General features: G+C 34.6%; 14 protein-coding genes. 1 reads left to right on the top strand and 13 read right to left on the bottom strand.

What is annotated here, in order from left to right:
* From ABWO41_RS08390 to ABWO41_RS08330, 13 genes are all read right to left on the bottom strand, one after another.
* Positions 1-548: DegT/DnrJ/EryC1/StrS family aminotransferase (locus tag ABWO41_RS08390; protein WP_353136355.1), on the bottom strand; the 548-nt coding region annotated here is incomplete at its 3' end.
* A 71-nt stretch (positions 549-619) separates the two neighbouring features.
* A complete protein-coding gene (locus tag ABWO41_RS08385) occupies positions 620-1405 on the bottom strand; it encodes a DUF3108 domain-containing protein (protein WP_353136352.1) in 786 nt (261 codons plus the stop codon).
* A gap of 31 nt (positions 1406-1436) precedes the next feature.
* A complete protein-coding gene (locus ABWO41_RS08380) occupies positions 1437-1952 on the bottom strand; it encodes a DUF2480 family protein (RefSeq protein WP_353136349.1) in 516 nt (171 codons plus the stop codon).
* A gap of 71 nt (positions 1953-2023) precedes the next feature.
* Entirely contained in the window at positions 2024-4123 is a 2100-nt protein-coding gene (locus ABWO41_RS08375; RefSeq protein ID WP_353136346.1) for a peptidylprolyl isomerase, read from the bottom strand.
* A 134-nt stretch (positions 4124-4257) separates the two neighbouring features.
* On the bottom strand, positions 4258-4827 hold the full coding sequence (gene lptC, locus ABWO41_RS08370; RefSeq protein WP_353136343.1) for an LPS export ABC transporter periplasmic protein LptC: 570 nt from the start codon (positions 4825-4827) through the stop codon (positions 4258-4260).
* Positions 4828-4829: 2 nt separating this feature from the next.
* Positions 4830-6149 carry a BamG family beta-barrel-assembly machinery protein gene (gene bamG / locus ABWO41_RS08365; protein WP_353136340.1) on the bottom strand — a complete coding sequence of 440 codons (1320 nt, stop codon included), beginning with the start codon at positions 6147-6149 and terminating at the stop codon, positions 4830-4832.
* Positions 6133-6891, bottom strand: coding sequence for a type III pantothenate kinase (locus ABWO41_RS08360; RefSeq protein ID WP_353136337.1), 759 nt, complete (start codon positions 6889-6891; stop codon positions 6133-6135). The genes bamG and ABWO41_RS08360 overlap by 17 nt, the downstream gene beginning before the upstream one ends.
* Before the next feature lie 97 nt (positions 6892-6988).
* Positions 6989-7969 carry a DUF6427 family protein gene (locus ABWO41_RS08355; RefSeq protein WP_353136334.1) on the bottom strand — a complete coding sequence of 327 codons (981 nt, stop codon included), beginning with the start codon at positions 7967-7969 and terminating at the stop codon, positions 6989-6991.
* 41 nt (positions 7970-8010) lie between these two features.
* Positions 8011-9078 (bottom strand): glycosyltransferase family protein, encoded by a 1068-nt coding sequence (locus ABWO41_RS08350; protein ID WP_353136331.1) that lies wholly within the window; start codon positions 9076-9078, stop codon positions 8011-8013.
* A gap of 16 nt (positions 9079-9094) precedes the next feature.
* Positions 9095-9928, bottom strand: a complete 834-nt coding sequence (locus ABWO41_RS08345; protein ID WP_353136328.1) for a UDP-2,3-diacylglucosamine diphosphatase — start codon at positions 9926-9928, stop codon at positions 9095-9097.
* A gap of 110 nt (positions 9929-10038) precedes the next feature.
* On the bottom strand, positions 10039-10731 hold the full coding sequence (locus tag ABWO41_RS08340) for a YjjG family noncanonical pyrimidine nucleotidase (RefSeq protein ID WP_353136325.1): 693 nt from the start codon (positions 10729-10731) through the stop codon (positions 10039-10041).
* Between the two features lie 162 nt (positions 10732-10893).
* Complete coding sequence (gene upp, locus ABWO41_RS08335; RefSeq protein ID WP_353136322.1) at positions 10894-11535, bottom strand: uracil phosphoribosyltransferase; 642 nt, start codon at positions 11533-11535, stop codon at positions 10894-10896.
* 3 nt (positions 11536-11538) lie between these two features.
* Positions 11539-12819 carry a polysaccharide deacetylase family protein gene (locus ABWO41_RS08330; RefSeq protein ID WP_353136319.1) on the bottom strand — a complete coding sequence of 427 codons (1281 nt, stop codon included), beginning with the start codon at positions 12817-12819 and terminating at the stop codon, positions 11539-11541.
* A gap of 491 nt (positions 12820-13310) precedes the next feature.
* Here ABWO41_RS08330 and ABWO41_RS08325 point away from each other — a divergent pair.
* On the top strand, positions 13311-13741 hold a 431-nt coding region (locus ABWO41_RS08325; protein ID WP_353136316.1), incomplete at its 3' end, for a phosphoethanolamine transferase domain-containing protein.

Raw genomic sequence — 13741 nt, 5'->3', positions numbered from 1 at the left:
TTCTTTGTAGGGAAAAAAGAGGTACAGGCTATATCCCCAAAAGGTCCCAATTGCTGCCCTTTAAAAGCTGCACCTGTAGATTGTGCGCAGTCTTCTATTAAAAACAGGTTATTGGCCTTTGCAAAGGCGGAAATATTGTTCAAATCTGCACACTGCCCATATAAATGAACCGCTATAATAGCTTTTGTATTGGAGGTAACCAACTCCTGTAAACATGTAGTATTAATTTGAAAATAGACAGGATCTACATCTACTAAAACGGGAGTTGCACCAAGCAGCATGACCATTTCTATAGCTGCTGCATAGCTGAAGGCTGGCAATATTACTTCATCACCTTTACCTATTCCCAACGCCATAAGCGCTATCTGAATAGCATCGGTACCATTTCCACAGGAGATTACAGAAGTTACGCCTAAATATTCAGCAAATTTTTGCTCAAATTCCTGAACGGATTTGCCTTTGATAAAATCACCACGATGTAAAACCTCTTGTATCGCAACATCAATTTCTTCTTTCTGCCGTTGATACTCAGAGGGTAAATCTATCATTCCGATTTCTCTGTATTCTCGAACCAAGGAATTAGTTTATAATTGTTTTATAATCAACAAAAATAAAAAATCTATTTTATAATTTTTAGTGGTTCTTTTAGCCCGCTTACGCTCGCTAGTTCCATTGTTATACTTCCAACAATGACGTCACCTTGTGCTTTTACCGGTATTCTATTTTCATCATCCGTTATCCACAAATAAAGTCTGCTGTTTTTTCGAAAAATGCGGCCTGGGGAAATAGAGGGGCTAAACTTTAAACAGTTTACTTTCCCCTGACTAGTCTTTACAATTTCTTTCCCTATATACTCTATAGTCAGCGGTGTCACCTCATCTTTCAGGAAGTATCTTAATGTAAATTTATCTCCAATTCTTACACCTGACAGATCTAAATTACGGGCAAAATAATATGCCGAAACTAAATCGAAAGTTTGGCTTACAGGCGATGTAAAGCTTCCTTTGCTACCTACAATCTTTTTTTCATTTTGGTAAAAACGAACCTTATCCGTTCTTCTATAATTATCTTCTCTGATATCTTCTGCATATAAATAGGGTACATATGTAGTTTTATCTATATAAGACTCATATTTATTTCTTACTTTAAAAAATATGTCGAAAGTACCATTGGTTTTTCCCTGCGCTAATAAATGATAAGTGGGTTTACCATTGTATTTAATATCTGTATCCAGCACTTGCAGGGTTGCTTCTGCAGCAGTTATAAAACCATATTTTAATTTATACTTGAGGGTTTCACCTGTTTCGAATGATGAGCTTTTTATATAAGGCAAAGATTGGGAGAAACCATTAAAACATGCAATAAGCACCAACGCGAGGGAAATTAAAAAAAACGATTTCTTCATAAACTAAACTTATACAAAAAATAAACCAAAATCAATCTTTACGCTTAAATAATGGTACTGTAGAACAAGGCTCGCCGTACATTACACTTTTAACAACGGGTTTCAGCTTTGCTGTAAGTGACACAAATGCTGATGTAGGAACAAATATATCTCCACATCCTTTTATAACAATTTTTTGATCTCTAAATTGTTCGATGTCTAAGTTATTGATTGCCTGGCTAAATAAAAAATTTTCTAACTCATCTAAATCTCCAAAATAAACGGTTTGTGCATATTCTGAAAACTTAGTAGCCAATAACATGTAGGCCCATGTTGGTACAATGGCATCTGTAGAACAAATGATAGCTATATGCTTATCCTGATATTGAGACCAATCATGATCTTTGACAAAAGTTCTAAAATCTTTTTCTTTAAGCATTAGCCCATGAAATAGGTTATCTTTTATATCATATAGCACCCGTTCTCCATCTGGCCTGATAGAAGCGAGATCATAGGAAACCAACCCGCTTTGTGCTACTTTATTTACAATGTTTTCTTGAATGTCCATAATATACTAAAATAAAAAAACCGGAGTTTGGTTTTACCAGACTCCGGTCATAATTTTATTAAATTTATACACTAATAAAACTTAGCTCTTAAATCCTTAATTTTTGATTTCTCTTTTAATACTTGAAATACTGCTCCATCTGCCTGAGTTGACAGATTTTGAGCAAGAGTCTCTTTTGTCTTAGCTGCATTAGTAAAAGGTGCCGGTTCTGTAAATGCTTTTACGGAATAAACATAAACCCCTCTGTCTCCTACAATAGATTTAGAAATTTTATTTAGCTGAGAGCCAAAGATCGCTCCAACAACTTTATTTTCTTGTGAATATCCGGGAATAATAGGGTTTGCAAAAACAATATTCTCTACATTAGAGGTAGAAACCCCCAATTTCTGAGCTACCTGAGCAAGATTTGAAGCACCGGCTAATGCTTTATCTGCTTTTTCCTTCAACATTCTTCCTTTTACAAGATTAACAACAGAAGGCTCGATAGTTTTCTTTACTTGCTCTAGTGACAAAGTACCTTCTGGCTTAATCTCTGTTAAAACGGCAACTACATACTTGCTTCCTACAGTAAATATTTCATTAGAAATATCTCCTTTATCTGCCTGGTACGCCCAACGTACAATACTTCTAGCATCATCTAATCCTGGCAGACCACCTTGCAATGGAGTTACATCATCTGCTACAAGTTTAACCGCCCCTTGTTTTTGTGCTATTTCCTCAAATTCTTTTTGATTTTTAACACCTGCAATAAACGACTGTGCTTTCTGATACGCTGCTTGTTCTGTTTGGGAACTAGGTGCTATTTGTTTATCTACAACTGCAACTTTAACAACTTTTGAAGAACCTATTTGCTTTTGGATTTCAATTACGTGAACACCAAACTGGGTCTCGAGAGTAAATATTTGTCCAACAGACCCATTAAATACAGCTTCTTCGAATTTAGGTACCATTGCGCCACGAGCGAAAGTTCCTAAATCACCACCAGAATCTTTAGAGCCATCTGTTCCAAACTCTTTGGCTAGTTCTGCAAAACCTGCACCTTTTTGGATTAGATTTTTAATAGAGTCTGCTTTTGCCTTCGCTTTGTCTACACCACCCTCGGTTGCAGGGTTAATTAAGATATGACGGGCTTTAACAGAGTCGGGACTTATTCTTGCATCTACTAATTTGGCTACCTTATAAGCTCCGTTAGAGATATACGGACCAAAAACAAAACCTTTAGAAGCGTTAAACATTACTGAATCCAAAGCTGGCTCAAGAGTTCCCTTCTTCTGGTAAACGATTGGCTCTTTTGTATCTGCATTGATGCTTACATACAAAGAATCATTATCTGTTGTTCTTAAACCTTCTGCAATTTTGTCAATTTTAGCTTTAGCTTCAATTGTATCTTGTTTTGAAGGAGAAGCATCGAAAACTACATATTCGAATGTTCTGGTTTCAGTTTGATTTTTAAATCTGTATTTATTTTTCTCGTAATATTCTTTATAATCCGCATCAGTCAACTTCACATCTGCGTCTTTTACAGAAGCAAAATCCAATACCAGATAATCGAAGTTAACCAACCTGTTTTTATTGGTATATTCATCTTTTGCATCTAATGAATTCGCATAAATACCATTTCTTATTAGCGCAAGATATTTTTGATTGCTACGCTCGTGTAAGATGCTTTCCTCCAGAGAAACCCACTGTGCTTTCAATTGTCCGGTAGGCTCGGTATCAGCACTTTTTCTGGACGAAATAGCATTTGCCCGATTGAAGGCTCCAGTTTGCGGATCTGCAAAAATTTGCTGCATCTGCGGAGACGGATTATCAAACATCAAATCAAACAACTCTGTATTGCCTACAGTTAATCCTAATTTTTCTGTTTGCTTTTCTAAAATAATACTAGAAGTCATCTGATTCCAGGTATTTTCTACAATGTAAGATTGCATTTGAGGATTTAAATTACCCATTTGCGCTCTAAATTGTTGCGAGTTTTGGTCTACTCTGGCATTAAAATCCTGGTAAGATATTTCTTCACCATCTACTTCTCCTATTTTACCGTTGGCATCTGCGATAAAACCACTTCCGCTTCGGATGGCATCACTTAAAAGAAACGCTACAATTGCTAAACCGATAGCTATAATAATGATAGCTCCAGCCCGGTTACGCAAAAAACTCATAATTCCCATATGATTCTTCTATTTTTATTTTTAGAGGGCGCAAGATACAAAATCAAAGTTGAAAGTTAAAAGTACATTTTAAAACTTAACTGCAAATTTAACTTACAGATCTCTAAGTGGATAGAAAGCTTTTAAAAGACGTCTTAATTGCCTCCTGCGCTGTCTATATCTGTATTAAACTGTATTGGTCCTGCTCCCTGTTTTATTTCGTAATAACTAAAATCTTCTAAAGCCCAAAAACTGGTTCCCGAGATGGTTGCCTGGTCTGTCACAATAGTTACCAGCGTATTTGAATAAAATTTCTTTGTATTCTCGTCCCAAATCAGTTCTTCTGACTTAAATGTTTTTCCTTCTGCATTCTTTGCTACAACATTTTTCCTCAACTCTACGGTTTTTTCGTTTTCTTTCCTTAGTGCATAATCCGAAACAACTGTACTGCTTGGCTTTAAATTATCGTCATAAAAGACAACATCTATACCCTCAGGCATTTCGTAATAAGGATTTTTGGCTTTGAAATACAATAAGACAGGAGCTTTTAGCTTGGCTTTTACCTTCGCTGAGTCGCTATATACGATTTCGGCGCCTTTTGTTGTATCTACCTGAATTTCGCTCTGCAGATTTATTTGTTCTACTTTTTTAAGGTCGCCACTTCCACATGCCGCTATTGCATATAAGCATAATCCCGTTCCAAAAAACCTTAAAAGTCTAAACATAATTAGTCGTACTTATATTTTTGGAACCATCTGTCGTTAATGGTAAATCCAAGCGAGAAATTATAAAAATTCTCTTTAACCAGACCTGGTTTTAAAACACCTCTTTGACCAATCTCTGCAGCAAAGTTGATCTTATAAAAAGCAGACCTATTGGTTGAAGCAACTAACGGAAACCCCATACCGAATCCTATACTTTTCTTATCAATGTCTGTTCCGTTTACTTTAACGTAGGTTTTATCATAATTAACTCCTAAACGATAGTCTATTAAAGCCAGATAATTTGTTACCGCGTTTATATTTGGAACAATCTGCCCGCCAAAAGAAAACCCCATCGTTTTGCCCAAATTTTCCGGAGCATTGGTTAGTCTGAAATCAGACCAGTCTGCCATTCTAAAATCAGCACCAATTAACCATTTATTTACTTTTCCAAAACTTATTCCAAAATTATGATTCATTGGCAAATTAACCTTATGCTCATTGTCTTCAACATATCGTACAGTGTCTGTTCTGTAATCCGAACTGCTGGTTACCACATATTCGCTTGTCAATGTGTTATAATTATTATTCAGCTTAGATTTCAGACCTGTTGTGTAACCTATTGTTAATCTGGATTTCTCTCCAATAGGGGCCACGTATTGAAATCCTAAATCGAAAACTAAACCACCAATACTATTATTAATATCTTTTTTTGAATTGTAGAAGCCAATATATCTACCATGGTATTCTATAGCTGTGGATTCTTTAAGATTTCCAAAAATGTAGGACGCATTAAAGCCAAAATTAAAATTCTTCCCTACTCCAAAACCATAACCTATATAAGCTCTGGACAAACCTCCTTCGCCTTTATATACATGATCAGCAATAATAGCATCTCCCGAAGTAGTTTCTTGCCCAACATCAACACTTTGTCTAAACGAATATCCTAAAACACTATAAGGCAGTATACCGAAACTTAAAGCCGATTTTTTGGACACTGGAATAGCAATTGCCAAATGAGATAAGTTCGCATTAAAGCTATTCTCACTAAGATTGTCTCTCTTTAAAGTCTGGATATTTCCTCCTATACCAACATCAAAGGCGGTAAGCCTTATTTGAGAATATGATGCAGGATTTGCTATATTGATATTGTTGTATACTCCGGTTGTACTTATTCCATATGCCAGGTTTCCCATAGAAGTATTTTGAGGGAGATAAGTTCCCTGCAGATTTCCTACTCCAAACTTAGAATAAGGAGAATTTATAGTTCCTTGAGCTTTTACGCTACTCCACGAGGTAGCAAGCAACGCAATTGCCAAAATGTATTTCTTAGTTTTTCTTATCATCTTGATATCTAACAACTGTATTTAATCCTATTGGAACCAGATTGGGTTCCATTAAGATTTGGTGCGCAAAGATGCTATTTTTCAATCTAGTATCAAAAAATGATGCATCACCACCGCAAAGTATCACTTTTAAATCGATATTATTTTCGTTATATTGTTTAATGTAGCCCTCCACTTCAAACAAAATGCCATTCACCACACCGGCTTGTAATGCCTCTGTAGTGTCTGTTCCAAACAAAGAATCAAATTTCTGAGTTGATTCGTAATTATCAATTTCGGGAAGTTTTCCTGTAAATTGATGCATAGCTTTAAAACGCATTTTCAGACCTGGAGATATGGCCCCTCCAAAATATTCACTTCCTGCATTTACAAAATCAAAAGTAATGCAACTTCCAAAATCAATAACCAATACAGCCTTGCTCGGATAAATTTGTTTAGCCCCGATAACTCCCGCCAATCTATCTACTCCCAGAGTATTCGGTGTTTTATACTGATTCAAAACAGGGATATTGGTTTTATAATTAAAATAAATCACCGGCACTTCGGCAATCTGATTTGTTTCAATATCAAATTCTTCTCTAACAGACGAAACAATTATCTTTTGTACCTGATATTCTTTTATTAATTTTTCTAGTTCAACGATCGAAAAACTGACTTTACGTTCACTATAAATAATTTGGTCATCGGAAAAAACTAACGCTTTTGTGAATGTATTACCTATATCAATTACCAGATTACTCATTAAACAGTTTTTGGTTCCAATATGCCCTATCAACAAAACTATTAAACTTTTAAATGCTTTTTATATTGTAAGCGTTAAAAAAAGTTAAAGCATAGAGTTATATAAACTGAAAGTATATGATAAACACCAACGTTAATAAGAATAAGGTTTCATAAAACCACCTTTTACTTGCCGTAACGAAATAGTAAGAAAGTATTGTGGCTATAGGAATTACACAAACTAAAAAATGATTTAATCTAAAATCCGATTTTAAATAAAAAGCCAATACGCCAATTATGAACAGATTAAACAGGAAAATAAATGTCTTTCTCACTTGTATATAACTTTTGAAGAAATTTTCCCGTAATTGTATTGTTCCTAAAATAAGCCCCGCAGCTATTGGAAATAACACGATGTAATCTAAAGGCTGCACCTTAACAAAAACAGGCAATACTTCTGTTAAGGGTTTCCATATGGCTATGAAATTTGATAATTGATTGTTCCAGAAATAATAAACAGCTAAAAAGAATATAATGACCAGATATCCAATTAAAACAGCACCCCACTCCCGCCAGTTGAATGGCCTGAAAATGATTAAGGCAATCCAAAGTGTAAGTAAAAATAATACAAAGGGGAAATAAATCACTGTGGCAATGGCTGTTACCATACCCAGATCGAACATTGTTGAGATCTGACTACTATCTTTATAGGATGCTAAAATTCTAAACAGCAGGAACAGCAGGAAGAAATTGCAGATTAATGGGGGCGAAAGAAAAAGAAAAGGTGTGAATACCGAGGAAACGACCACATAAATTAATGCTGGTATAAATGTGACTTTGTTAATAATATTATATTCATTCAGAATCCTGTTAAAAAGCAATGCTTGAATAAACAATACGACACCGGCTAAAAATATATTTGCCTGTGGTGATAAAATGGATTGATCTGGATGTTGTAACAACAAGCGATTTCCTGTCTCGGAAAAACCACTGTTTATGCCTTGGGGGAAATCAAAAACGAATCCAAGTCTCAGGACATAAATCACCAAGAAAAGGAGAATAACATTTAAAAAGTTTAGATTTCTAAACTGTTGAATCATGCTGCAGACGTGATATACTTAAGAGGACAATAATAAGCATATTAATGACCATTTAAAAGTATCTCTTGATGTCTGTTCTGAAATTTTGTTACAACTTCTGAAATAATTGATGAGGTATGATCGGGAAAATCTACATGAATGGCTCCTTCATTGTTTACCCAGTTAGCCAGTTTCGAAAAGAAGTCTTTTTTAAGATTGTTTACTACCGTTATCCCCATCTGATGAGCTGCTTCTGCATTGCAAACCTGTTCAAATTGATCCCACATAGGTACCAGAAGTACTTTTTTGCCCAAATACAACGCCTCGGCCGGGGCTTCGAAACCTCCGCCCGTTAGTAAACCAGCACAACTTTCCAAACTTTTATTATAAGTTTCGTTGTTAATAGGCCTTACCCAAACATTACCGTATTTATAAGGTGTTTTCTGATGCTTGCTGAAAACCTCCCATTTTACATGTTCCAATTGGTGGAAATACTTTAATAAAAATTTATCATCTACCGCAGGCAAATAAACTGTATAGTGGCCTTTGTTGTAAGGATTTAGTTTTCTTATCTCTCCCCTGATAACTGGTGTATGAATGAATTTATCGTAACTTGAAAAGTGAAAACCTACGTGATGTGTTGCAGGCGCGTAATATTTAAGAATCTGTTCTGCAAAAAAACGCTTTTTCTCTGGTCGGGGTGTTTTTTGGGACATAAACGATGCCTGATGACTTAATGCTACGCTTTCTTTTTTCCTAATCTTACAAGCCCATGCTGTAAGTGGTTCAAAATCATTAACGATTAGATCGTATTTATCTAAGGGAATAGACATCATATCTTTCCAAAACCGCACTAAATTAATTTGTCGGATAGTTTTCCAGTAGTTTATTCCGCCATTTTTACCAAAAACATAACTAAATCCGTGAAATTTATAGGCTAACTTTTGTGGTAGTTCTACATCTGCCTGCGTCCCACTCACCAAAATATCCAATTCTCCATATCTTTGTAGCAGCGGAATAATTTCTTTCGCTCTGCTTACGTGACCATTACCGGTACCTTGTATGGCATAAAGTATCTTCATTTCTATCTTAGGCTCTGCAATTTTATAAAATCCTTTTTTGCTAATCAAAATTTAAGAAGAATATTTAGTTTCCTATGTGCATCAGCTTATGCAGCAGACTTTCAATATCCATTTTATCTTTTAAATTTTCCTGCTCTTCTTGCCGTCCATGAAAATCCTTAGCGTCATAAGTATAAATATTCCAAACCCCGCTTCGATATTCTAAAGCGGTAAGACTTTCTACCCAATCTCCGGAATTCAAATAGGTTACTTTACCATTTGTACTAGAAACTTCTTTCATTTCTGCCTGATGGATATGTCCACAAATTACATAATCATAACCTTTTGCTATAGCAATATCTGACGCCGTCTGTTCAAATTTATTGATAAACTTTACAGCCTCTTTAACACTGGCCTTAATCCTTCTTGAAAAACTATATTTTTTCTTCCCCATTTTCACTAACAGCCAATTCACTAAACTGTTCAAAAGAATTAAAGAATCGTAACCAATTGCCCCTAGTTTTGCCAGCCATTTGGAGTGTTGCATTGTTACGTCAAAAACATCCCCATGGAAAAACCATGCTTTTTCTCCGTTCAATTCCAGTAAAAGCTTATTGGCTAGATGCAAATTTCCCATACTCGAATCTGCGAACTTACGTAAAACCTCATCGTGATTTCCTGTTAAATAATGTACAGGGATGCCTTCGGATGCAAATTTCAGTATTTTTCTAAGGATTTGAACATGCGATTCAGGAAAATAAGATTTACTGAATTGCCACATATCAATAATATCCCCATTTAAGATAACCTGCTTAGGGTTTACGCTGCTCAGATAATTCAGCAGTTCCTTGGCATGACACCCGTATGTTCCGAGATGAACATCCGATATCACTAAAATATCCAGTTCTTTCTTAACCATTCTTTACCATTTGGTGATGAGCTATCACTTTTAAAGGTAATTGTCTCACCTCTTTTGTTTCCAATTTAGAAAGTAAAGATGATCTGAATATTAAGTAAAGATGAAGTTTATTACAGCATGGATTTTAGTTCTGCCAGACTATTAATATGGATTTCTATATCTTCCGGTACATCCAGATAGTTAGGATTAAAATAAATAGCATCCATTCCGAGTTTTTTTGCACCACGAATATCTGCTTCTATACTGTCGCCAATCATGACACTTTCTTCTACTATTCCATTAGCTAAACCGAGTGCATGTTTAAAAATTGCCTTATCTGGTTTATTAATTCCAATAACTTCAGAAATTATGATATTTTTAAAATAGTTTCCTATTTCAGTATTTTTTAATTTATACTCTGTAGATTCTTTAAAACCATTGGATATTAAATGTAGATTGTATTTAGCAGAAAGATAGCTAAGCACTTCGTGTGTGTCTGGAAAGAGATTTGTTTTTGTGGGACAAACTCTCACATAATCGTCTTCGAAAGCAAGTGGAATTTTGTGCTCCTCTATTCCTAATTCTATAAAAGTTTTCTTAAATCGGGTTGCCCTCAGTTGATCTTTAGAGATATTTCCCAAATGATACTCTTTCCATAATTGATGATTATTTACGGTATAAGCTTCTATAAATAAATCTGCAGAATGGAGCCCAAGATCTTTTAAACGATATACGCTATATAGCTCATGAATAGTTTCTTCTGCGTTTTTATCAAAATCCCATAAGGTATGGTCTAAATCGAAAAATATATTTTTGTATTTCATGTTTTGCCTCACCAATCCTTCTCTGAAAGAGAAAAGTTGAACAGTTGTTTTATGTTCTGTACTGCAAAGATTAATAAATAAACGAAAATATAGCTTTTAAATTTTCCTTTCCATTATCATAGCAATTCTCCAATCTCAATATTGGGTCCTCCACACTAAATCCTAAATTTTCTCTCCATATGCCAGATCTCCGGCGTCGCCCAGGCCTGGAACGATATAAGCTTTAGAGGTCAGTTCTTCATCTATGTCCCCTATCCATAATTTTGCATGAGGAAGATTGGCTTTGACATGAGCTATTCCTTCCTGACTGGCGATTACAGAAACGATATGTAGCTCTTTAATTTTATATTCACCTAAAAGTTCTTTACAGGATAAAACCATACTTTGACCTGTGGCCAGCATAGGATCAGAAACAATAACAATTTTGTCTGTTAAATCCGGAGAAGAAACGTATTCTGTTTTAATGATAAAACCTCCTTGCTTTCGGACTTTTCGATATGCTGAAACAAAGGCGCTGTCGGCATGATCAAAATAATTGAGCAATCCCTGATGAAGTGGTAGACCTGCTCTTAAGATAGTTGCAAGAATAGGCTGATTGGCCAGCATGTTTACACTGCTGGCTCCCAGTGGTGTTTCTATTTCAAACTCTTCATATTCCAGTGTCTTACTAATCTCATAAGCAAAAACTTCCCCAATACGTTCCATATTCCTACGGAAACGCATGCTGTCTTGCTGAACTTCGATATTTCTTAGCTCAGACAAAAAATGATTGGCGATGTTATTTTCCTTTACCAGAACAAACATGGTCTAATTATTTTCTGTTTTACATGCAAACTCCAACATCTCAATATACACATTTTTCCAGTCTTTCCATTGTCCAAAATCACCAACAGACTCATTATGCCACAGACTGATAAATGTCCCGTTTACCTTTTTTACATTTTGGATCAACTCAAAAATTTCCATTTTTGCCTGCTCTGCATTCAGTTGTTGGTATCTCTTTAAAGTCTGATCCATAACCACTGTAGGAAATATCTTAAGTGCTGTAATTTCTTCTCTGCCTAAATCATACCAAAAAAAAGGCGTACATGTTCCTGCTCTAAAACCAGGCTCATCTGCAAAAGCCATGGTATAATCTTCTTCTATTCCATTATCTAAAAGGTTCCGATAGGTGACAGGTAAATTCAGCATTAAATAATGTTGCCTTGATTCCTTAATTACTTTACCAACAATAGACTCTAAAGCTTGTTTTTCTTTCTTTATTTCTGAGGAGTCCAGATTTGACTGAAACGAAGGATGTAAGCCTAAACTTTCCGGATCCAATTCAGAAATTAGCTTTTCAAACGGTTTTTTATTAAAGTGAATTGGATTATCTAATTGATGCTTATTCCCCATCAACAAAAAGTAACGTGTTTGCAATCCGTATTTTTTGTCCCATTTTTTAACATCAGTATACACATCAAACGGGTCTCGGAATAAAAATTTAAAGTCAAGTTTCAGGCTTAATTTTATGGCTTTTAATATTTTTCTATTCCAGCTTTCTGAGCGAAAATAAAAAGGCATGTCGATATCTAACGTTGGCTGAAAATTAAACTTTCGTTTTTTATATTCAAGCGATGGATACCTTTCTCGTAATAGTTTCAAGAACATATAAGTCCATTCATCTATAACAGGACGTTTAAGAAAACCACATTGATAGGCTAAAGATTGTTTCCCGTGAAACCTTCCGTATTGATCTTTTTCTTCCGAGACATATTCTTCGTAACGGCTTATTAAATAAAATGCGGCAGAAAAAATATCGAACGGTAAATCGCCAGTGGTTGAGAATGGAAGTTTATAGCCATCGAAACAATAAAAATTTATAGTTTGTTTTTGAATATAAGATTCTGTTAAAAGACTTTCTTCTTGTATAAAGATTTCGTTTAGCAATCGCTTTCGTCCGTAACTAAATTTTGGTAATTCACTCTTCAGAAAAACCTGTTCATTATCTGTGCACTGGAAAGTCAACCCCAGTATCTCTCCTATAAGAAACTGAAAAATATAATTTTTCCTAGTAGAAAGCGTTTCGGTATAGATTAAAAGACTCATTTATTATACGAATATAATTATTCGAAAGGGAAATCTTATTTTGGATTTTTGTAATAGTGCTTTCAAACAAATATCGCTTTAACTTGTTAAGATATTGATATTTACATATGCCAGTAGCATATCATAAGGTTCAACAATGGGGATTTGCCCACCGTGGCAAGTCCCTTTATATTTTCAACTTTTAAAGATATCTTCTTCTTAAGAGATTACTCCTATTAGTAATCACTACTAAAAAAACAATATCAGTACATAGAATTTTCCTACTTTTACTAATAAATTACAGTAGATGCAAATATAATATCCCTGAACAATACTTCTTTTCAAATTAAAGCCATAATAAACTCTAACAACAATTGATGTCAAAAAGACTTTTTCAAATAAAAGCAAGCTATATAAAACAGTATCTTATCTTTTGTATCTTAATACTTATTCTTATTATTCCCAATTTGTTCTATCTGTTTTATTCTACAGACTTAAAGGGGAATCTGGTAATGAGTGTTTCATATATATGCTTATCAGCATCAGTTCTACTGCTACCATTAACTATCTTCAAAGTAAAAACTTTCTTTAAGGTAGGTTTCTTTTTTCTTATATTTTCAGCAATAGAAATCGGATCTATTAAAAATTTAGGCACTTCTATAAGTGAGGGCTTTTTAGAAGCTATCTTTAATACAAACATTCAGGAAACTCATGAGCAAATATCGGCAAACGTAGAGATTATATTGCTGGTTGTGGTTTTGGCAATTATATATTCTTATTTGTTATCCCATCTTACTATCAAATCCATAAAACCGAAATATAAGTATACAATTATAGGCATCTTTATTTTTCTTAATATTGGTTTGATTTTGAAAATGTATATGATTCAAAGAAAATCAGACAGTCTATGGTTAAAAATAGAGAATACATTTATAGTTACGGG

It is taken from the genome of Pseudopedobacter sp., assembly GCF_040392825.1.
Lineage (GTDB): Bacteria > Bacteroidota > Bacteroidia > Sphingobacteriales > Sphingobacteriaceae > Pseudopedobacter.
The sequence above is the reverse complement of the archived record's forward strand: the minus strand, read 5'-3'. Positions and strand labels throughout refer to the sequence as shown.